Origin of the sequence: Streptomonospora wellingtoniae (genome assembly GCF_031845375.1) — a bacterium.
Classification (GTDB): Bacteria; Actinomycetota; Actinomycetes; order Streptosporangiales; family Streptosporangiaceae; genus Streptomonospora; species Streptomonospora wellingtoniae.
The window spans coordinates 64,818-85,103 of record NZ_JAVREK010000010.1 but is presented as its reverse complement, the minus strand read 5'-3'; the positions used below and the strand labels follow the sequence as shown (position 1 = coordinate 85,103).

Annotated in this window: 18 protein-coding genes; 10 read left to right on the top strand and 8 right to left on the bottom strand. The window is 72.3% G+C overall.

Annotated features, from left to right (window positions below; translation table 11 throughout):
* Window positions 1-43 precede the first annotated feature (43 nt).
* The 5 genes from RM446_RS11445 to RM446_RS11425 all read right to left on the bottom strand — a co-directional run bounded on the left by RM446_RS11445 (window position 44) and on the right by RM446_RS11425 (window position 5,689).
* A complete protein-coding gene (locus tag RM446_RS11445; protein ID WP_311545209.1) occupies window positions 44-784 on the bottom strand; it encodes an endonuclease V in 741 nt (246 codons plus the stop codon).
* 58 nt (window positions 785-842) lie between these two features.
* Window positions 843-2,267, bottom strand: a complete 1,425-nt coding sequence (locus tag RM446_RS11440; protein WP_311545208.1) for a threonine/serine exporter family protein — start codon at window positions 2,265-2,267, stop codon at window positions 843-845.
* A 417-nt stretch (window positions 2,268-2,684) separates the two neighbouring features.
* Complete coding sequence (locus RM446_RS11435; protein WP_311545207.1) at window positions 2,685-3,368, bottom strand: response regulator transcription factor; 684 nt, start codon at window positions 3,366-3,368, stop codon at window positions 2,685-2,687.
* 118 nt (window positions 3,369-3,486) lie between these two features.
* Complete coding sequence (locus RM446_RS11430) at window positions 3,487-4,764, bottom strand: sensor histidine kinase (protein WP_311545206.1); 1,278 nt, start codon at window positions 4,762-4,764, stop codon at window positions 3,487-3,489.
* Window positions 4,765-4,864: 100 nt separating this feature from the next.
* On the bottom strand, window positions 4,865-5,689 hold the full coding sequence (locus RM446_RS11425) for a RecB family exonuclease (RefSeq protein ID WP_311545205.1): 825 nt from the start codon (window positions 5,687-5,689) through the stop codon (window positions 4,865-4,867).
* Between the two features lie 141 nt (window positions 5,690-5,830).
* Here RM446_RS11425 and RM446_RS11420 point away from each other — a divergent pair, with 141 nt between their 5' ends.
* Complete coding sequence (locus RM446_RS11420; RefSeq protein WP_311545204.1) at window positions 5,831-6,994, top strand: site-2 protease family protein; 1,164 nt, start codon at window positions 5,831-5,833, stop codon at window positions 6,992-6,994.
* Window positions 6,995-7,046: 52 nt separating this feature from the next.
* Here the strand turns inward: RM446_RS11420 and RM446_RS11415 are convergent, their stop codons facing one another.
* A complete protein-coding gene (locus tag RM446_RS11415; RefSeq protein ID WP_311545203.1) occupies window positions 7,047-7,520 on the bottom strand; it encodes a hypothetical protein in 474 nt (157 codons plus the stop codon).
* 66 nt (window positions 7,521-7,586) lie between these two features.
* A complete protein-coding gene (locus RM446_RS11410; RefSeq protein WP_311545202.1) occupies window positions 7,587-8,852 on the bottom strand; it encodes a helix-turn-helix transcriptional regulator in 1,266 nt (421 codons plus the stop codon).
* Window positions 8,853-9,015: 163 nt separating this feature from the next.
* On the opposite strand from RM446_RS11410, the gene RM446_RS11405 reads away from it, so the two are divergent.
* Window positions 9,016-9,402 (top strand): hypothetical protein, encoded by a 387-nt coding sequence (locus RM446_RS11405; RefSeq protein ID WP_311545201.1) that lies wholly within the window; start codon window positions 9,016-9,018, stop codon window positions 9,400-9,402.
* A 65-nt stretch (window positions 9,403-9,467) separates the two neighbouring features.
* Here RM446_RS11405 and ppgK read toward each other — a convergent pair whose 3' ends face one another.
* The gene (gene ppgK, locus RM446_RS11400; protein WP_311545200.1) at window positions 9,468-10,292 is read right to left on the bottom strand and encodes a polyphosphate--glucose phosphotransferase; all 825 of its coding nucleotides are present in this window, start codon (window positions 10,290-10,292) and stop codon (window positions 9,468-9,470) included.
* 202 nt (window positions 10,293-10,494) lie between these two features.
* Here ppgK and RM446_RS11395 point away from each other — a divergent pair, with 202 nt between their 5' ends.
* The 8 genes from RM446_RS11395 to RM446_RS11360 all read left to right on the top strand — a co-directional run bounded on the left by RM446_RS11395 (window position 10,495) and on the right by RM446_RS11360 (window position 20,263).
* The gene (locus RM446_RS11395) at window positions 10,495-11,454 is read left to right on the top strand and encodes a tRNA (adenine-N1)-methyltransferase (RefSeq protein ID WP_311545199.1); all 960 of its coding nucleotides are present in this window, start codon (window positions 10,495-10,497) and stop codon (window positions 11,452-11,454) included.
* Between the two features lie 155 nt (window positions 11,455-11,609).
* Window positions 11,610-13,379, top strand: coding sequence for a proteasome ATPase (gene arc, locus RM446_RS11390; RefSeq protein ID WP_311545198.1), 1,770 nt, complete (start codon window positions 11,610-11,612; stop codon window positions 13,377-13,379).
* Window positions 13,380-13,674: 295 nt separating this feature from the next.
* On the top strand, window positions 13,675-15,195 hold the full coding sequence (gene dop, locus RM446_RS11385) for a depupylase/deamidase Dop (protein ID WP_398694969.1): 1,521 nt from the start codon (window positions 13,675-13,677) through the stop codon (window positions 15,193-15,195).
* A gap of 197 nt (window positions 15,196-15,392) precedes the next feature.
* Window positions 15,393-15,596, top strand: a complete 204-nt coding sequence (locus tag RM446_RS11380) for a ubiquitin-like protein Pup (protein WP_156004487.1) — start codon at window positions 15,393-15,395, stop codon at window positions 15,594-15,596.
* A gap of 248 nt (window positions 15,597-15,844) precedes the next feature.
* Window positions 15,845-16,693: a proteasome subunit beta gene (gene prcB / locus RM446_RS11375; protein WP_311545197.1), complete on the top strand. Its 849-nt coding sequence runs from the start codon at window positions 15,845-15,847 to the stop codon at window positions 16,691-16,693.
* Window positions 16,694-16,731: 38 nt separating this feature from the next.
* Entirely contained in the window at window positions 16,732-17,529 is a 798-nt protein-coding gene (gene prcA, locus RM446_RS11370) for a proteasome subunit alpha (RefSeq protein ID WP_311545196.1), read from the top strand.
* Window positions 17,530-17,711: 182 nt separating this feature from the next.
* Entirely contained in the window at window positions 17,712-19,070 is a 1,359-nt protein-coding gene (gene pafA, locus RM446_RS11365; RefSeq protein WP_311545195.1) for a Pup--protein ligase, read from the top strand.
* A gap of 188 nt (window positions 19,071-19,258) precedes the next feature.
* The gene (locus RM446_RS11360) at window positions 19,259-20,263 is read left to right on the top strand and encodes an FKBP-type peptidyl-prolyl cis-trans isomerase (protein ID WP_311545194.1); all 1,005 of its coding nucleotides are present in this window, start codon (window positions 19,259-19,261) and stop codon (window positions 20,261-20,263) included.
* The last annotated feature ends 23 nt before the right edge of the window (window positions 20,264-20,286 follow it).

Sequence of the window (20,286 nt, the reverse complement as noted above, 5' to 3'; positions counted from 1 at the left end):
GAGGACGCCGCAGGCAGCTTTGCGCGTGGGGTGCCCCGGCGAATCAGGCCGCGGCCAGGCGTTCGCGGCACAGCCGGTCCGCCTGCCGGACGGGCTCCGGAAGCCGGTAGCGGGGCGCCATGCGCAGGGTCAGCGCGGCGGCCGAGGCGAGGTCGACGCGGTGGCCGACCGAGACGTAGACCGGTTTCACCCCGGTCCGGGTACGCAGGCAGCGGCCGACGACCTCGCCGTCGTCGACCAGCGGCGACCATGCTCCGCGCTCGCGGCCGGGCTCCTCGGCGCGGCCCACGAACGGGGTCTTGCCCACGCCCAGCACCGGGCGGTCCAGCGCGACGCCCACGTGGCAGGCGAGCCCGAACCGGCGCGGGTGCGCCAGCCCGAAGCCGTCGCAGACGAGCACGTCGGGCCGGGTGCCCAGCTGCGCGACCGCCTCCAGCAGGGCTGGCGCCTCACGGAACGCGAACAACCCGGGCACGTAGGGAAATCGCGGTCGCGAGACGGCGGTGGCGCTGTCGACCACCTCCCACTCCGGAGCGGCCAGGACGACAGCGGCCGCGGCCAGCCGGTCGTCGTCGGCCGAGTAGGCCACATCGAGCCCCGCGACCAGCGAGACCGCGCCGGCGTCGATCGCGTCGTGGCGCACCAGCGGGGCCGAACGCTCCTGCAGCGCCCGCGCCTCGTCGGCGTCACGGGGCCGCTCCCGCAGACCGGGCGGCCCCGGCCCGTCGACTCCGGCCGCTGCCGCCTGCCCGCCGGTCCCGCCGCCGCACGTTCCCTCGTCCATGCCCCGACTCTAGGCGCCCGGAGCACGCCCGCCGGTCGCGGAGGCAGCGCCGCGGGCGCTACACCGCGCCGCGGCTGCGGCGGGCGGCGGGGCGGCTGCGGCGGCCGGCGCCGGCGAGGCCGCCGCGCTGGAAAGCCCGGACCAGCTCGCCGCCGAAGCTGACGCCGGCGCCCAGGCCCAGGCCGATGGCCACCGCCTCCGACAGGCTCAGCAGGCCCTGCACGGGCTGGCTGAGCGTGATCTCCAGCAGGCCCCGGTAGAGGATGCTCCCGGGAAGCAGCGGCGCGATCGCCGGGATGACATAGGGCAGGACCGGCCGCCGCGTGCGGCGCGCCAGGGCGTGGCCCACCACGCCGATGACGACGGCGCCGGCCGCGGTGCCCATGATCGGCGGCGCGTCGAGCAGCCCGCGCACCCCCGCGTAGATCACCCAGACCATCACACCCATGAGGCCGATCCACGGCAGCATCGGCGGCGGCACGGTCAGCGAGACCGCGAAGGCCATGGCGATCCCCGCCGCGCCGATCAGCACCGGCAGGCCCAGGTCGGTGCCGAGGGTCGGCAGGTCGTCCAGGCTCACGTCGACGCCCAGGCGCACGGCGGTATAGGCCACCGCACCGACCCCGGTGATGATCGCGCCCAGGGTGAGGAAGACCTCCAGCAGCCGCGCCGACGCCGAGACGTAGCTGCCGCTGATGCCCTCCTGCAGGCTGGCCACCAGCGGCCGCCCCGGCAGCAGGGCCATGATGTTGCCGGTGATGACCGCGCCCGCCTGCAGTTCGAGATCCATGCTGTCGCTGGCCCACAGCAGCCCCACGCCGATGGAGGAGGCCACCACCGTGGCTCCGGTCATCTGGTAGAACTCGGCCACCCCGCGCCGCGCCAGGAAAGCCGAGGCGCGGTCGCCCAGCACTGTCGCCAGGAACGCCGCGGCCGCCACGATCAGCTGGCCGCCGACCATGAGGCTGGCGCTGGAGGCGATCAGGCCGAACCCGGTCACGATGAGCCAGTTCGGGTACGGCGGGCGCGCGCGCTTGATCGCCCGCAGCCGCGCGACCGCGCCCTCCAGTTCGACCGCGCCCAGCGCCGCGTCCTGGACCAGGGCGTGCAGCTCGTTGACGCGGAAGTAGTCCAGAGTGCGCCGGCGTACAACCCGCTCCCCGGTGATCGGCGGTTGGTCGCCACCCGGATGCGTCGACAGCGTGATCGCGGTGAAGGTGACCGATACCTCCGAGCGCGGCAGCTCGAACGCGACCGACAGGCTCAGCATCGACTCGCTGACGACCTCGGTGCTCTCGCCGCTGGCCAGCAGCAGCTCGCCCACCCGCAGCACGAGGTCGAGGGCACGCGGGTCGGGAAGCTCCACTGCATCCTCGAAGAGGTCGGAGTGCATCTCCGCCTCCCGGGCGGCGCGCCAATCCCGCAGCCGGCTGAGCAGGTTGTCCTCGTTCGGCAGCGCGGGGAGCTGGGGGTCTTCGGCCATGACCGGTTCTCGATACCTCCTCTGTGCGCGAAAGCGGCGGCCGCAGTGGGGCGGCCACGGGGTGGGACGCCGCGTTTCGGGCGCCGGTTGGCGGCGCGGCCCCCGGCGGGGCGGTGAGGTCGGTCACTGCCCATGATCCCAGGTCACCGGCCCGATCTGGAGGACGGTCGCCCGTGCGGCGCGGCGCTGCCGGGCGGCGGCCGCGAGCAGCACCACCGGCCGCGCCGACCGCCGCGGCGCCGGCTCGCCACCACTACCCCGATCACCGCAGCCATACCCGGAGGACCGGGCGACTCGGCCGCGCGCCTTCGGCACGGCGCGCCGTCCGGTCGGCATCCGCTGTGGGCGCCGCGCTTCGCCCGCACGGGGGCCGCGTGTTCCCGGGAGGGTCCGTGCGAGCCCCGAGCGCGAGGAGCGTCAGTCCTCGTCCTCGCCGGGGCGCACGATGCCGGTCTCGTAGGCGTGCACCACCGCCTGTACCCGGTCGCGCAGCCCCAGCTTGGTCAGCACGTTGCCGACGTGGGTCTTGACCGTGGTGTCGCTGACCACCAGTCGGCGCGCGATCTCGGCGTTGGACAGCCCGCGTGCCAGCAGCCGCAGCACCTCCCGCTCGCGCTCGGTGAGGTGGTCCAGCTGCGGCGCCGGGCGCTCGCGCGAGGCGGGGAGCTTGTCGGCGAAGCGGTCGAGCAGCCGGCGGGTGACGGTGGGCGCCACGATCGCCGCGCCGTCGGCCACCACCCGGATCGCGCCCGCGAGCTCGTCCGGCGGCACGTCCTTGAGCAGGAACCCGCTGGCCCCCGCGCGCAGCGCCTCGACGACGTACTCGTCCAGGTCGAAGGTCGTCAGCACCAGTACGCGCACCTGCTGGCCGCTGCCGTTGGCCCACCGGAGGATCTCGCGGGTGGCGTCGATGCCGTCCTTGCCGGGCATCCGGATGTCCATCAGCACCACGTCGGGCAGCAGCCGGCGGGTGTCGGCGAGTGCGGCGTGGCCGTCGGCCGCCTCACCCACCACCGAGATCTCCGGCTCGGACTCCAGGATCAGCCGGAACCCGGTGCGCAGCAGCGGTTGGTCGTCGACGAGCAGGACGCGGATGGCCATGTGCCGATTCTCGGTGATCACCGGGCCCGCTCCGACCACCGCGGCCGGATGCGGCCGCCCGGCGGTCGCCGCCCGAGGGCCGCCCGGCGCGGCGACGGGGCCTCGCGTGAGCGGGCCGTCAGCCGCGGTGCGCCAGCGGGATGCGGGCACGGACCTCGAACCCGCCGCCGCGCGGTCGCGCCTCCAGCTCTCCGCCGTAGAGGACCACCCGCTCGCGCATCCCCACCAAGCCGTGACCGGGCTCGTCGGAGGCCTGCGGCCGCGAACCGGTACCGGGTGCGCTCCCGCCCTCGTCGACCACGGACACGTCGACCGCCCGCGCGCCGTAGCGCACCGACACGGTCGTGGGCGCGTCGCGGCCCGCGTGTTTGAGCACGTTGGTCAGCGATTCCTGCACGACGCGGTACAGGGTCAGGTCCAGCCCGGGCGCGAGCTCCACCGGGACGCCTTCGGCCACCAGCTCCACCGGCGTCCCGGTGTCGCTGATCTGGCGAACCAGATCACCGATCCCGGCCAGTCCGGGCTGCGGGCCGCGCTCGGCGCCGCCGTCGGGCTCGCGCAGCACGTCGACGATGCGCCGCATCTCCGACATCGCCTGGCGCCCGGTCTCCTCGATCTCCACCAGGGTCTGGCGCGCCCGGTCCGGCGAGCGCTCGATCACCCTTCGCCCGGCCGTGGCCTGCACCGTCATCACGCTGACGTGGTGGGCCACCACGTCGTGCAGCTCGCGGGCGATGCGCGTGCGCTCCTCGGCCAGCACCGCGCGGGTGTGGGCGTCACGGGCGCGCTCCAGCCGCTCGGCGCGCGTGGCCAGCTCCACCATGTGGAAGGAGCGCATGCGCACCAGCCGGCCCACCCACCACGACGCCAGGATCCAGCCCAGATAGAACGCCTGGTTGATCCACCAGGGCTCGCCGCTGTCGGCCGCGCCGGTGGCCGGGCTCAGCGCGGTCGTCGCGAGGTTGACCATCACCCCCGCGCCCACTCCGGCCAGTGAGCGCACCAGCGTCAGGTAGCGGCCCACCGAGTAGGCCGCCGCCGCGATGCCCGGGCTCGCCGCACCCCACACCAGCACCCCGGCGACGTCGCCGGCCAGTCCGCTGACCGTGAGCACGATCAGCACGGTGAACGGCAGGTAGCGGCGCGCGAGCACGGTCAGCGCCAGCGCGGCGCCGGCGGCGTGGCCGGCGGCGCCGTGGCTCCACACGGCCGCCATCTCGGGGATGTCGCGGCTGAGAGTGACCAGCGCCGAGTTCGTCGCCGCCAGCGCCACCACCATCGCGGCGTCGGTCAGCCACGCCCACCGCCTGGCGGGCAGGGGCGCGGGCCCGCCGCCGCGGGCGTCGTCGGCGCCGGAGGAGGTGTCGGGCGCGGGCCCGGGCGGTGCGGCGGTCACCTGCTCCACGCTAGAAGCGCGCGCCCGCTCCGCGGACCTCCCCGCGGCCGATCTCGTCTCCTCCGCCGGTAGGAACGCGGACCCGAACACGCGGCGCGGATCAGTCCGCCCGCGCCGGTTCGGGCAGCGGGGGAGGGGTGCCGCCGAACTCCGGGCACACCGCCTGGTGGTCGCACCAGCCGCACAGCTTGCTGGGCCGGGGATGCCAGGCACCCGAGCGCGCGGTGCGCTCGATGTCGTGCCAGATGGCCAGGATCTCCGACTCCGCCGCCCGCAGCTCCTGTTCGGTGGGCTCGTACCAGCGCACCCCGCCGTCGCCCAGGTACATCAGCTGCAGCCGGGCGGGGACCTCGCCCAGTTCACGCCAGAGCATCACGGCGTAGAAGAAGATCTGGAAGCGCGCCTTGTCCTCGAAGCGAGGGTGCGGGGACTTGCCCGTCTTGTAGTCGACGATGCGGATCTGGCCGGTCGGCGCGACGTCGAGGCGGTCCAGGTAGCCGCGCAGCCGCAGCCCGGACTCCAGCGTGACGTCCAGGCGGAGCTCGCGGTCGCGGGGTTCGAGCCGCTCGGGGCGCTCCATCTCGAAGTAGCGCTCCAGCAGCCGGCGGGCCTCGGCCAGCCACGCCGCGGCGTCATCCTCGGTGGGGAACAGCTCGGCGGCGGTCTCGGCCCGGGACTCGCGCAGGCGCTCCCACTGCGGTTCCAGCAGCGAAAGCGCCGTGCGGCGGGTGCGGGTCTCGGCAGGCAGCTCGAACAGGCGCTCCAGCACCGCGTGCACCAGCGTTCCCTTGAGGGCGGCTGCGCTGGGGCGCTCGGGAAGGCGGTCGATGGTGCGGAAGCGGAACAGCAGGGGGCACTGCAGGAAGTCGGCGGCCCGCGACGGCGACAACGCAGGGACCAGGGGCGCGGCGTCGGGGGAGTCCATGCCCCAACAGTACGACGGCTCCCCGGGGCGGCGCGCGGCCCGCGCGAGGTGCGCCCGGCGGCCCGCGCCGCCGGGCGCGGACGCCCGCCGCCTCGCCCGGACGGCCGGTTGCGCGGCAGCCGATTGCATAGGGTGGTGGGTGTGACCGACCACGGCAGCAGTACCCCTCCCGAGAGCCCGAGCACCCCGCGCCCCGCGCGCCGAGGGTCGGGATGGCTCATGGCCCGGCCGTTCGGCATCCCCGTCTACGTCACCCCGTCATGGCTGATCATCGCGGCCATCATCACCGTCATCTACCAGCCGGTGGTCGAGCGCACCCTCCAGCTGGGCGCGGTGTCCTACCTGGTCGCGTTCGTCTTCGCGGTGCTGCTGTACCTGTCGGTGCTCGTCCACGAGCTCGCCCACTCGGTCACGGCCCGCATGTTCGGCCTGCCCGTCGGCCGCATCACGCTCTACATGCTCGGCGGCGTCTCCGAGATCGAGCGCGAGGCCCCCACCCCCGGACGCGAGTTCCTGGTGGCGCTGTCAGGGCCGGTGCTGTCGCTGGTGCTGGCAGGAGGCGGGTTCGCGGCCTACTGGCTCGTCGACCCGCGCACCGTCCTGGGCGTGCTGATCTGGCAGCTGTGGGTCGCCAACCTGCTGGTGGGCGTGTTCAACCTGCTGCCCGGGCTGCCGCTGGACGGGGGCCGCCTGGTGCGCGCCGCGGTCTGGGCGATCACCCGGAGGCCCCGCGCCGGTACCGTGGTCGCGGCCTGGGGCGGGCGGGTTCTCGCGGTGCTCATCGTCGCCGCGCCGGTGCTGTACGGGCTGCGCACCGGATCGGCGCCCAACCTGTTCGGGCTGCTGTGGGCGCTGCTGCTGGGCTCGTTCATCTGGATGGGCGCGGCCTCGGCGCTGCGCACAGCCCGCCTGCGCGAGCGGGTGCCCACCCTGCGGGCCCGCGAGCTCGGCAGGCGGGCGACCGTCGTCGGCGCCGAGACCCCGCTGGCCGAGGCGCAGCGGCGCATGCGCGAAGAGGGCGCGCGGGCGGTGCTGGTCGCCGACGCCGGCGGCACGCCCACGTCGATCGTCAATGAGGCGGCCGCGGCCGCCGTCCCCGACGCACGGCTGCCCTGGGTGCCGGTCTCCAGCGTGGCCGGCGGCATCACCCGCGGCGCCGTGATCAGCGCCGACCTGGAGGGCGACGACCTGCTGGAGGCGCTGCGCGCCCACTCGGCGCCGGACTACCTGCTGGTCGAGCCCGACGGCACCGCCTACGGTGTGCTGCGCACCGCCGATGTGCAGGAGGCCTTCACCCGCCGCTGAGGCCGACTCGTCCCGCCTGCGGGAACGCCTGCCTCCGCCGGACGTGCGGGCGTCAGCGGGTGGCGCCCTCGGGCCAGACGACGGTGACGGGGCGGCCCAGGCTCCGGGCGTAGTCGACGATGTCGGCCGTGCCGCCGGGTCCGCGCGGCGGGCGGCCGTCCCACACGGCTACGAGCTCGTCGCAGTGCTCCACCAGGTACCGGCCCGCGTCCATGTGCGCCCGGGAGGTGGACTCCACGTGCGGCAGCCGGTGCACCAGGGCCGCCTCCGAAAGCAGCGCGTCGTAGGCGGACCGGTGCCGGTCGGGCAGGCCTTCGCGGTAGCCCTCGGCGGGCACCACCGCCTCCAGCACTCCGCCCGCGTCCACGACGGCGCGCGCGAACAGCGTGTCGGCGCCGTCGGCCAGGCAGGACAGCCCGGTCAGGCGCGGGGCGAGGCCGCCCAGGTGCTGGCGCAGGCACGAGTCGACCTCGCGCTCCAGAGCCTCGGACAGCCCGCGGTGGCCGGTGATCGCAAGACGCCGCATCGTCCTTCCTCTCGTGCCGGGTGCACCCCGTCGACTACGGGGTGCCCGCGGCCGGGCGCAGTGGCGCTACCCGGCCAGCGCCGCCGCCAGGTGCGCGTCCAGGTCCTTGACGCACCGGGCCCCGGGGCCCTTGTAGGCGCGGCGGAAGCGCCGCACGCGCGAGATCAGCCGGTCGGAGCGGAAGTGCGCGCCGATGCGCAGCGACTCGGCGGCGAGCGAGAACGCCTCGTCGACGTCGCCGGCGTCGGCGTGGGCGCTCGCCAGCTCCACCATCAGCCCTGCGCCCTGCTTGGGCGAGGGGCGCACGCCGCCGAAGGCCTCGACGAAGGCCGCGCGGGCCTCGTGCGGGCGGTGCAGCCGCACTCCGGTCAGCGCCCGGTATCCGGCGACCTTGGCGGAGGTGAAGGGGAACACCCAGGGCCAGGGCGGACCGGTGTTGTCGCTGCGCTCGACGGCGTGCTCGGCGGTCGCGATCTGGGCGTCGGCGGCCTCGGCGTCGCCGAGCGTGGCATGGGCCATCGCGCGGGTGCAGGCCAGCCACGCGGTCGCCGTGGGGTGGGCGTCGGGCCCCAGCAGCCGTGCGGCCTCGCCCGCCAGATCCAGACCCGCGGCGGCGTCCTCGGTGTCGGTCTCGAAGGCCGCCAGGCTGCCCGTCATGTAGGCGCCGAGGAGCGGGTCGCCGGCCAGGCGGGCGTTGCGCACGGCGGTGCGGTAGTAGCCGCGCGCCGAGCCGGCGTCGTCCATATCGGCGTGCAGCCAGGCGGCGAAGCCGGCGGCCTCGCTCGCCGCCGCGGCGATACCCGGTGCGAACGGCGTGCTGCGCGAGCGCGCCAGGGTGCGCCCGGTCAGCTCGACGTGGGCCACGGCGCCGCGGGCGAGCTCGCGTGAGGGCGCGGCGGCGTCGAGCCGCCGCTGCCCGCCGGTGATCGCGCGCAGCGTGGGCGCGGTTCCCTCGTCGGCCTCGGCGCTCTGCGGCGCCGAGCGGGGCGCGAGCGCGGCCGCGGCGACGGCCTTGCCGAATTCCCGTCGTCTCGTCGGACCTGCCCCCCTCTCCAGCTCTGCGGAGTCCGCGAACCGGAGGAGGTGGACGGGGATGCCCAGCCGCCCGGCGATCTCGCGGACCTGGTCGACGGTGAGCGACTGCTGGCGGTTGACGACCCGCGACACCCAGCTCTGCGAGTAGCCGACCGCGCGGGCGAGCTCGCCCTGAGACCATCCGCGGGCGTGCCGCACCTGCGCCAGGACACGGGCGAGATCGCAGGTCGCCAGCGCCTCGGCGACGCCGTCGCGTACCCAGAACTCCGTCGGCAGAGCGCTTTCTCGTCGGGGCATGAGCCTAGATTAAGGGGTCGACCTGGCATCGGTGGCTATGAGTGAAAAGAGTGCTGCTATGCGTAAACCGCATTCCGGGTTTCGCAGACCCTCGTGCCAAGGCAGAGTCAAGAGGCCAAAGTCCCTGTGACACAGGGGATTCGCGTCGCAGTCAGGAGTGCCGATGACCGTCGAGCCCCCGCCGTCGGGGATGCCCGTGCTGGCCGCAGGTGGCCACCGACTTGACTGCTGTGCCGAGGATCCCCTGTGGCTGCGCGCGCTGTGCGGCCTCTCCGTCGAGCTGCGCTCGCGCGGACTGCAGGCCCGTATGGACGAGGCCGTCGGAGCGGTCGAAGCCGTGTGTGCGCGGCCGCCGGACGGTTCGGCGCCGCGCGTCCAGAGGGCGCTGCTGCGGCCGCACCGCGGGCGCCTGTGGTGGTGGCTGTGCTGGGGAGCACAGCCCGCCGTACCGCCGCCGCACCGCACTCCGCTCACCCCGGCGGTCCGGCCCGCCGACGCCGCGCGTCGCATCGCGGGGGTCCTGGCCGCGCCCGGCGACGGAGGCCGCTGACGGAGCGCCGCCGATCTTGTGGCCCTCGTGAAGGAATGCGATTTCCATTTGCGATGGCTACACGATCAACGTGGTTTCCTCGTGCCGGCGCCCTCCGCGCCGAGGTCGGGCACCGCCGGCCCGAACCGCTCGACCGCCAGGCAGGCCGCGCCCACGATCCCGGCGGTGTTGCGCAGCTCTGCGGGCACGATCGGGGCGTTGAGCCGCAGGTAGGGCAGGAACTTGTCGGCGATGCGGCTCACCCCGCCGCCCACCACGATCAGGTCGGGCCACAGCAGCCGCTCGACCTCGTCGTAGTAGCGCTGCAGCCGCTCGCGCGCCCACCGCTCGTAGGACAGTCCCTCGCGGTCCTGGACGCTGGAGGCGGCCCGGGTCTCGGCGTCGTGGCCGTCGATCTCCAGGTGCCCGAACTCGGTGTTGGGCACCAGATGCCCGTCCACCAGCAGTGCCGTGCCGATCCCGGTGCCCAGGGTGGTCAGCAGCACCACGCCCCGGACGTCGCGCGCCGCGCCGTAGCGGTGCTCGCCCACCGCAGCGGCATCGGCGTCGTTGACCACATAGACCTGGCGCCCGGTGGCGTCGGCGAGCAGCTTCTCGGCGTCGGTGCCCACCCAGGAGGCGTCGACGTTGGCGGCGCTGCGGGCCACCCCGTGCTGGATGACGGCGGGGAACGTCACTCCGAGCGGCGCGGACCCCGCGACGTGCTGGGGGAACGCGTCGGCGATCTGGGCGACGACCTCGGCCACGGCGGCGGGCGTCGCGGGCCGGGGCGTGGCCCTCTTGAGCCGGTCGACCAGGAACGTGCCCCGCGCCAGGTCGACCGGGGCCCCCTTGATCCCGCTGCCGCCGATGTCGATGCCGAGGCCCACCTCGGGAGTGCTGGGCGCCATCCTGATCCGTCCTTCCCGACCGCTCCGCGAAGCGGGCACGGCCCGGGTGTGCCCGCAGTCTCATTGTGGCCCCTGTGCGGCACCTCCGGGTGCGCTGTGCGCCAGGTGGGGCGGTGCGCGCGATTACGCCGCGCGGGGCGCCTGAGGCTAACGTGGGCGACTGCCCGCCCTGTCCACCGACACCGTGAAGAGACGAGTACCTGTGACCGGCATCGACGGCCGCCGCGGCCCTTTCAGCGAGGGCGACATCGTGCAGCTCACCGACCCCAAGGGCAAGATGCACACCATCACCCTGCGGGAGGGAGCCGCCTTCCACACCCACCGCGGCCGGCTGGACCACGACGAGCTCATCGGCAGCCCCGAGGGCAGCGTCGTGCGCTCGACCTCCAACATCGCCTACGTGGCCCTGCGCCCGCTGCTGGCCGACTTCACCCTGTCCATGAAGCGCGGCGCCACGATCGTCTACCCCAAGGACGCCGCCCAGATCGTCGCCCAGGCCGACATCTTCCCCGGTGCCCGGGTGGTCGAGGCCGGCGGCGGTTCCGGAGCGCTCACGTGCTGGCTGCTGCGCGCCGTGGGCGGGGAGGGGCTGGTCTCCTCCTACGAGCGGCGGGCCGACTTCGCCGACATCGCCCGCACCAACGTGGAGCGCTTCTTCGGCGGCGGGCACCCGGCCTGGCGGCTGACTGTGGGCGACCTGGCCGAGGAGCTGTCGGAGACCGAGGTCGACCGGGTCGTGCTGGACATGCTGGCCCCCTGGGAGTGCCTGGACGCCGCCGCCGAGGCGCTCGTGCCCGGCGGGCTGGTGTGCGCCTACGTCGCCACCACGACCCAGATCTCGCGGGTGGTCGAGGGGCTGCGCGACAACGGCTCCTTCTACGAGCCGCGCGCCTTCGAGACGCTGGTGCGCGAGTGGCACGTCGAAGGCCTGGCCGTCCGTCCCGACCATCGGATGATCGGGCACACGGGGTTCCTGGTGACCGCGCGGCGCCTGGCCGACGGCGCCGAGCCGCCCCAGCGCCGCCGGCGGCCAGCCAAGGGGGCCTACGGTCAGGACTGGCAGCGCGAGCAGGGGTCCCGCGGCTCCGGCGAGCGGAGCGGCGGCGACGGCGGCGACTCCGCGTCCGAATCCGCTCCGGAGACCGAAACGCAGGAATCCTGACATTACGTTCCCATTACGTCGCGCAGTCCTCTATCAGGGTGACCTAGGCCTTCACAACATGGAAAAGTGAGCGCTTCGACACTCGCGGCGAGCGGGAGGTTAGGAATAGTCCATGGGTAGGTAGGGTTTCGAGTAGTCGTCCTTCTTATAGGGAGGTGGCGGACGTGGCCGATCGCGACGACGAGCGTCAGACCGAACGCGACCGTGAAGTCGCGGAACTCACCGCTCAGGTCTCCTATCTGGAGAAGGAGCTCAGCGTAGTCCGGCGCAAGCTCGCCGATTCCCCCCGCCACGTGCGGCTGCTCGAAGACCGGTTGCGCGAGGCGCAGGCCAACCTGGCCGCCGCGAACGGCAAGAACGAGCGCCTCGTGGCGACCCTCAAAGAGGCGCGCGACCAGATCACGGCCTTGAAGGAAGAGGTCGACCGGCTGTCGCAGCCCCCGTCGGGTTTCGGCGTCTTCCTGGAGGCGCGCGAAGACGAGACCGTGGAGATCTTCACCAACGGCCGCAAGATGCGGGTCAACGTGAGTCCCTCGGTCGAGGTCGGCGAGCTCCGGCCCGGCCAGGAGGTGATGCTCAACGAGGCGTTCAACGTCGTCGAGGTCCAGTCCTTCGAAACCATCGGCGAGGTCGTGCTGCTCAAGGAGTTCCTCGAGGGCAACGACCGCGCGCTGGTGATCAGCAACCACGACGAGGAGAAGATCGTCCGCCTCGCCGAGCCGCTGCGCGACCAGCCGGTGCGGCCGGGCGACTCCCTGCTGCTGGAGCCGCGCTCGGGCTACGTCTACGAGCGCATCCCCAAGTCCGAGGTCGAGGAGCTCATCCTCGAAGAGGTCCCCGACATCGCCTACACCGACATCGGCGGCCTCGGCGGGCAGATCGAGATGATCCGCGACGCGGTCGAGCTCCCCTACCTGCACAAGAACCTCTTCTACGAGCACCAGCTGCGCCCGCCCAAGGGCGTGCTGCTCTACGGCCCGCCCGGCTGCGGAAAGACGCTCATCGCCAAGGCGGTGGCCAACTCCCTGGCCCAGCAGGTCACCGAGAAGACCGGCCGCGACGTCGGAAAGAGCTTCTTCCTCAACATCAAGGGCCCCGAGCTGCTGAACAAGTACGTGGGCGAGACCGAGCGGCACATCCGCCTGGTCTTCCAGCGCGCCCGCGAGAAGGCCAGCGAGGGCTCGCCGGTCATCGTGTTCTTCGACGAGATGGACTCCATCTTCCGCACCCGCGGGTCCGGAGTCTCCAGCGACGTCGAGAACACCATCGTTCCCCAGCTCCTCAGCGAGATCGACGGCGTCGAGGGCTTGGAGAACGTGATCGTGATCGGCGCCTCCAACCGCGAGGACATGATCGACCCGGCGATCCTGCGGCCCGGGCGCCTCGACGTGAAGATCAAGATCGAGCGCCCCGACGCCGAGGCCGCCCGCGACATCTTCTCGAAGTACATCACCGAGGACCTGCCCCTGCACGAAGAGGACCTCGCCGAGCACGGCAGCTCCGCGCGCGCAACCGTCGACGCCATGATCCAGCGGGTCGTCGAGCGGATGTACTCCGAGAGCGAGGAGAACCGCTTCCTGGAGGTCACCTACGCCAACGGCGACAAGGACGTCCTGTACTTCAAGGACTTCAACTCCGGGGCGATGATCCAGAACATCGTCGACCGCGCCAAGAAGATGGCCATCAAGGACTTCATCGACAACACGTCGCGCGGTATCCGCGTGTCGCACCTGATGCAGGCCTGCGTCGACGAGTTCAGCGAGAACGAGGACCTGCCCAACACGACCAACCCCGACGACTGGGCCCGGATCTCGGGCAAGAAGGGCGAGCGGATCGTCTACATCCGCACCCTGGTCTCCGGCAAGAAGGGCGCCGACTCCGGGCGCTCGATCGACACCGTGGCCAACACCGGCCAGTACCTGTAGGGCCCCTGCAGGACCGGGCCGCAGCGTCCGCATCGGCACCTCGGGCCGCCCCGCACGGGGCGGCCCGCACCGGCCGGCCCCCGCCCGCGGGGGCCGGCCGGTGCGCGTTCGCACCCCCGGCGCGCCGCCGCCGGACCGGGAAATTCCCTACCGGGCCCCGGTGAGGGCGGATCCCGGGCACAGCCCCGTTTCCCCGATGCTGCGGCATGCACGGAAAGGGCGGAAATCAGTGGCTGTTGCGCCACAATTCGCCGGGGCGAGTTCAAGACCCGCCCACGATGGATAACCTTCCACCATGAGTGTGCAGCGGATTATGGGCATCGAGACCGAGTACGGCATCTCCGTGCCCGGAAACCCCGGTGCCAACGCGATGGTGACCTCCACGCAGGTGGTCAACGCCTACCTGGCGGCCTCGGCAGCGCGGGCGCGCAAGGCCCGCTGGGATTTCGAGGAGGAGAACCCGCTCCGCGATGCGCGCGGTTTCGACCTCGCCCGCGAGGTCGCCGACCCCACCCAGCTCACCGACGAGGACCTCGGGCTGGCCAACGTCATCCTGACCAACGGCGCCCGCCTCTACGTCGACCACGCCCATCCCGAGTACTCCGCGCCGGAGGTCACCAACCCCCGCGACGCCGTGCTGTGGGACAAGGCCGGAGAGCGCGTGATGGCCGACGCCTGCCACCGCGCGAGCACCATCCCCGGTGTCGAGCCCATCCAGCTCTACAAGAACAACACCGACAACAAGGGCGCCTCCTACGGCTGCCACGAGAACTACCTGATGCGCCGCTCCACACCGTTCGGCGACATCGTCCGCCACCTCATCCCGTTCTTCGTCTCGCGCCAGGTGGTCTGCGGCGCCGGCCGCGTGGGCATCGGGGCCGACGGCCGCGACAGCGGGTTCCAGATCAGCCAGCGGGCCGACTTCTTCGAGGTGGAGGTGGGCCTGGAGACCACTCTGAAGCGGCCCATCATCAACACCCGCGACGAGCCGCACGCCGATCCCGACAAGTACCGGCGCCTGCACGTCATCGTGGGCGACGCCAACATGAGCGAGATCTCGACCTACCTCAAGCTCGGCACCACCGCGCTCGTGCTCTCCATGGTCGAGGACGGCTTCCTCAACGTGGACCTGTCGCTGGAGACCCCCGTGGCCGACCTGCGGGCGTTCTCCCACGACCCGGGGCTCACCCACGCCGCGCGGCTGCGCGACGGCCGCCGCATGACCGCCGTCGAGCTGCAGCGCGAGTACCTGGAATTGGCGCGCAAGTACGTCCAGGACCGGTTCGGCACCGACGTCGACGCCGACACCTCCGACATCCTCGACCGCTGGGAGTCCACCCTGGACCGCCTGGCGAGCGACCCCATGCAGCTGTCCGAGGAGCTGGACTGGGTGGCCAAGCTCAAGCTGCTGGAGAGCTACCGCACCCGCGACGGGATCGACTGGGGCCACCACCGCCTCCAGCTCGTCGACCTGCAGTACTCCGACGTCCGCTCCGACAAGGGCCTCTACAACCGTCTGGCGGCTCGCGGCCGCATGCGGCGGCTGCTGCCGGAGGACGCGGTCGAGCGCGCCGTCACCGAGCCGCCGGAGGACACCCGCGCCTACTTCCGCGGGCGCTGCCTGGCCAAATACGCCGACTCGGTGGCAGCGGCCTCCTGGGACTCGGTCATCTTCGACCTGCCCGGCCGCGACTCGCTGCAGCGTGTACCCACGCTGGAGCCGCTGCGCGGCACCCGCGAGCACGTGGGCGACCTGCTGGACCGCTCGGCCACCGCCGCCGACCTGGTCTCGGTGCTGACCGGAGACCGCCGCTGAGCGCCCCGCAGCCCTCCCGGACCGGGGCGGCGCGCCCGCGGCGGGGAATCCCCGCCGTCGCGCCCGCGTTCGCTGCGGTGAGGGCCGACGCCCGGTCCGTGGGGTAACACGCGCACAACGGGCGCCGTTATCGAGGTTGAGGCGCTCGCGCTTGGGCCAAGATAAGGGCGAAAGCTCCATTGAGGAGGTTGCATTCCATGGCGACGAAGGACACGGGCGGCCAGAAGCACGGCAGCCGTCGCGACGAGGACGTCGAAGAGACCGAGGCCGGCACCGAGGCGCAGGAGCGCAACGAGAAGTTGGACGAGGACGTCGACGACATCCTCGACGAGATCGACGAGGTCCTGGAGAGCAACAGCGAGGACTTCGTCCGCCAGTTCGTGCAGAAGGGTGGTCAGTGATCCGGTGCCCGGGCCGCGCCGCCCGGGTGCGGCCGTTGCCGGCCGGGAGCCCCTCCCGGCCCGACACCGCCCGAGCCGTCCGGCCGGGCCCGGTCAGCGGGCCCGGCCGGTTCGCTCTCAGCGGAGCCCCGCCACGCTGGTGCACCGTCCTCCACGGCGGTCACTAGGGTCGTCGGTACCTGCCAACCGAACAACCTCACGCGTCCCGCCCGCCCCCACCGGGCGGGACGCCATCTGAAGGGAGTCGAGTGTCCGAAGCGTTCGACGGCGGTGGTCAGCTGCCAGCCGCGTTCATGAATCCGGGAACCTCCTCGTTCACCGAGCTGCTCGGCGTGGTCGCTCCCGACCTACTGCCGGCCGGCCGGGAGCTACCGCAGGGCGTCTCCGCATCGCACCTGACCCCTGAAGCCACGACGATCGTCGCCCTGACCTATCCCGGCGGCGTGGTCTTGGCGGGCGACCGCCGGGCGACCTCCGGAAACGTCATCGCCAACCGCGACATGGACAAGCTCTACCGCACCGACGAGTTCTCGGCGATGGCGATCGCCGGGGCCGCCGGCATCGGCATCGAGCTGGCCAAGCTGTTCCAGGTGGAGCTGGAGCACTACGAGAAGATGGAGGGGCGCTCGCTGTCCCTCGAGGGCAAGGCCAACCGGCTGGCCACGATGATCCGCGGCAACCTGCCCATGGCACTGCAGGGCTTCGTGGTGGTGCCGCTGCTGGTCGGCTACGACACCGACCGCCAGCAGGGCCGCATCTTCAGCTACGACCCCGTCGGCGGACGCTACGAGGAGCACGACTACCACTCGATCGGCTCCGGATCGGTCTACGCGCGCGGGGCGCTGAAGAAGCTCTTCGCCGGCGACCTCGTCGAGGAGGACGCCGCCACCGTCGCGATCCAGGCTCTCTACGACGCCGCAGACGACGACTCCGCCACCGGCGGGCCCGACCTGCACCGCGGCATCTACCCGCTGGTCGACGTGATCGGCGAGGAGGGCCACCGGCGCATGCCCGAGGAAGACGTCGCGCGCCTGTCGGCCACGGTGGTCGAGGAGCGCTCCGCGCGCCCCGACGGCCCCCGGGCTCCGCTGCGCTGACCCCCGCCCGACGATCTGTAGCAAAGGAACGATTCGCGGTGTCGATGCCGTTCTACGTCTCGCCCGAACAGAGCATGAAGGACAAGGCCGACTATGCCCGCAAGGGCATCGCGCGCGGCCGAAGCGCCGTCGTCCTGCAATACGACGGCGGCATCCTGTTCGTGGCCGACAACATCTCCCGTACGCTGCACAAGATCAGCGAGCTCTACGACCGCATCGCCTTCGCCGCGGTGGGCCGCTACAACGAGTTCGAGAACCTGCGGCAGATGGGCGTGCGCATGGCCGACGTGCGCGGCTACGCCTACGACCGCAGCGACGTCAGCGGGCGGGTGCTGGCCAACATCTACGCCCAGACGCTGGGCACCGTCTTCAGTGAGAGCAACAAGCCCTGGGAGGTGGAGATCGTCGTCGCCGAGGTGGGCGAGGACGCCGCCGCCGACCAGATCTACCGCATCACCTTCGACGGCTCGGTCGTCGACGAGCGCGGCTTCCTCGCGATGGGCGGGTCGGCCGAGCAGGTCACCACCGCTCTCAAGGAGCGCTTCGACAAGGACGCCTCGCTGGGCGACGCGCTCAACGCGGCCGTGCACGCCCTGCGCCACGAGAACGGCGAAGAGCGCGACCTGGACGCCGGCGGCCTGGAGGTGGCCGTGCTGGAGCGCGAGCGGCGCGAGCACCGCAAGTTCCGCCGCGTCACCGGTGACCGGCTCACCGGGCTCATGGAGCGGGGATCGTCGGCCGCGGGCGGTTCCGGCGGTTCCGGCGGTTCCGGCGGCGACGGCGATTCGTCCGAGAAGGAGTCGGGCAGCGGCTCTGCGGAGCAGAACGGCTCCTGACCCGCAATCGGCGGGCGCGGTCCGGCTGCCGCGGCCCTCGGTAGGGGCGCGGGCCGCGGGGCCGCGCCCGCCGGGGCTCCAGGGTTTCCGGGCGGACCCCGCTGCCGATAAATACTCTGGGAGTCGTTGCAGCGCTCCGGCGCCGGCCGGGGGCGGTGACAGGACGGGATTGGTGAGACCACATGGAACGTCGGATCTTCGGCCTGGAGAACGAATACGGCGTCACCTGCACGTTCCGGGGTCAGCGGCGGCTCTCCCCAGACGAGGTGGCGCGCTACCTGTTCCGCCGGGTGGTTTCCTGGGGCCGCAGCAGCAACGTGTTCCTGCGCAACGGCGCCCGGCTCTACCTCGACGTGGGCAGCCATCCCGAGTACGCCACCCCCGAGTGCGACAGCCTCGCCGACCTCGTCGCCCACGACAAGGCGGGCGAGCGCATCCTGGAGGGGCTGCAGGTCGACGCCGAGCAGCGGCTGCACGAAGAGGGCATCGCCGGCGAGATCTACCTGTTCAAGAACAACACCGACTCCGCCGGCAACTCCTACGGGTGCCACGAGAACTATCTGGTGGGCCGGCACGGCGAGTTCGGGAGGCTCGCCGACATCCTGATCCCGTTCCTGGTCACCCGCCAGATCATCTGCGGGGCGGGCAAGGTGCTGCAGACTCCCAGGGGCGCGCTCTACTGCGTCAGCCAGCGCGCCGAGCACATCTGGGAGGGCGTCTCCTCGGCCACCACCCGATCGCGGCCGATCATCAACACCCGCGACGAGCCGCACGCCGACGCCGAGCGCTTCCGCCGCCTGCACGTCATCGTGGGCGACTCCAACATGAGCGAGGTCACGACCCTGCTCAAGCTGGCCTCCACCGACCTGGTGCTGCGCATGGTCGAGAACGGCGTGGTAATGCGCGACTTCACGCTGGAGAACCCGATCCGCGCCATCCGCGAGGTCAGCCACGACATGACCGGGCGGCGCAAGGTGCGCCTGGCCAACGGGCGCGAGGCCAGCGCGCTGGAGATCCAGCGCGAGTACCTGGAGAAGGTGCAGAACTTCGTCGACCGCAACGGCACCGACGCCACGGGCAAGCGGGTACTGGAGCTGTGGGCGCGCACCTTGGAGGCCGTCGAGACTCAGAACCTCGACCTGGTCGCGCGCGAGATCGACTGGGTGGCCAAGTACCTGCTGCTGGAGCGCTACCGCACCAAGCACGGCCTGTCGCTGTCCTCGCCGCGGGTGGCCCAGCTCGACCTCACCTACCACGACATCTACCGCGACCGCGGCCTGTTCTACCTCATGCAGCGCAAGGGCCAGATGGACCGGGTGATCGGCGATCTGCAGACCTTCGAGGCCAAGTCGGTGCCGCCGCAGACCACGCGGGCTCGGCTGCGCGGCGAGTTCATTCGCAGGGCCCAGGAGAAGCGGCGCGACTTCACCGTCGACTGGGTGCACCTCAAGCTCAACGACCAGGCGCAGCGGACGGTGCTGTGCAAGGACCCGTTCAAGGCGGTCGACGAGCGCGTCGAGAAGCTCATCGCCGGAATGTAGACGGGCCGTGCCGGTATGGAATCGGTATGCGATCGCGCGACTCCGGCTCTTACGCTGTTCTCACCCCGCCGGGGCATTATTGGCGTTCCGATAGTGTGACGGGGACCCGAGCCGGATATTTGAGGTAGTGACCTATGCGACTGCGTGCCGCCGCCATCGCGGCGCCTTGCTTTGCTGTGCTGCTCGCGGTGACGAGCTGCAGTGCCATTCCAGAGGACTGGCGCACTCCCGCCTTCCTGAAGTCGGGCGAGGAGGAGCTCGACGACCGGCTGCCCGAGGTGAGCGGCGAATTCGGCAAGCAGCCCAAGGTCGACTTCAGCGGCAAGGCCCCGCCGCAGGAGCAGGTCTCCGGCGTGGTCGAGAAGGGCAGCGGCGAGAACGAGCTGATCCGCGACAACGACATCATCCAGGCCGACGTCGTGGAGTACCAGTGGACCGCCGAAGGCAAGGCCAAGCGGACCCAGTCCACGTACAAGGCCGACGCCCCGATCCTGCTCAACCTGGGCCAGCTGAACGATGACCTTACCGGCAGCCTCGTCAACCAGCCGGTGGGCAGCCGGGTCGTCTACGCCTTCCCGCCCCAGGACCCGGCCCAGGCCCAGCAGCAGGGGCAGCCTTCCCCCGAGCCCGGCAGCTCGGTGTCGGTCCTGGACATCCACGACCGCTACGGCGAGTCCGAAGTGGTCTCCGGCGAGCAGAAGAGCGACGGCGGCGACGGCCTGCCCACGGTCAAGCAGCCGGGCCACGACGAGCCCGAGATCACGATCCCCGAGGACACCGATCCTCCCGGGAAGCTGCAGACCGAGCAGCTGATCGAGGGCCAGGGCCCGAAGGTCGAGTCCGGCCAGCAGCTGGTCGTGCAGTACACCGGCGTGCAATGGAAGAACGGCGAGACCTTCGACGCCACCTGGACCCGGCAGGGAGCCGAGGGCGTGCCCGCCACGTTCATCATCGGCGACGGCCAGGTCATCAAGGGCTGGGACAAGGGCCTGGTCGGCCGGAAGGTCGGCAGCCGCGTCCTGCTGGTCATACCGCCGGATCTGGCCTACGGCGACAGCGCCGCGCAGCAGGGCGCGCCCGAGGGCACGCTGGTGTTCGTCGTCGACATCCTCGACGCGGTCAACAGCGCCCCGCCCGAGCAGCAGTCGGGCGGCGGTTCCGGGGGCGGCGGCTCCGGCGGCGGGTCCTCTTAGCACGAGCGGCGCACGCCGCAGAG

Excerpts from the sequence above, each read along its gene's own strand:
- RM446_RS11445 (WP_311545209.1), bottom strand. The coding sequence starts at position 784 with ATGGACGAGGGAACGTGCGGCGGCGGGACCGGCGGGCAGGCGGCAGCG.
- RM446_RS11440 (WP_311545208.1), bottom strand. The coding sequence starts at position 2,267 with ATGGCCGAAGACCCCCAGCTCCCCGCGCTGCCGAACGAGGACAACCTG.
- RM446_RS11435 (WP_311545207.1), bottom strand. The coding sequence starts at position 3,368 with ATGGCCATCCGCGTCCTGCTCGTCGACGACCAACCGCTGCTGCGCACC.
- RM446_RS11425 (WP_311545205.1), bottom strand. The coding sequence starts at position 5,689 with ATGGACTCCCCCGACGCCGCGCCCCTGGTCCCTGCGTTGTCGCCGTCG.
- RM446_RS11415 (WP_311545203.1), bottom strand. The coding sequence starts at position 7,520 with ATGCGGCGTCTTGCGATCACCGGCCACCGCGGGCTGTCCGAGGCTCTG.
- RM446_RS11410 (WP_311545202.1), bottom strand. The coding sequence starts at position 8,852 with ATGCCCCGACGAGAAAGCGCTCTGCCGACGGAGTTCTGGGTACGCGAC.
- RM446_RS11405 (WP_311545201.1), top strand. The coding sequence starts at position 9,016 with ATGACCGTCGAGCCCCCGCCGTCGGGGATGCCCGTGCTGGCCGCAGGT.
- ppgK (WP_311545200.1), bottom strand. The coding sequence starts at position 10,292 with ATGGCGCCCAGCACTCCCGAGGTGGGCCTCGGCATCGACATCGGCGGC.
- dop (WP_398694969.1), top strand. The coding sequence starts at position 13,675 with ATGAGTGTGCAGCGGATTATGGGCATCGAGACCGAGTACGGCATCTCC.
- RM446_RS11380 (WP_156004487.1), top strand. The coding sequence starts at position 15,393 with ATGGCGACGAAGGACACGGGCGGCCAGAAGCACGGCAGCCGTCGCGAC.
- pafA (WP_311545195.1), top strand. The coding sequence starts at position 17,712 with ATGGAACGTCGGATCTTCGGCCTGGAGAACGAATACGGCGTCACCTGC.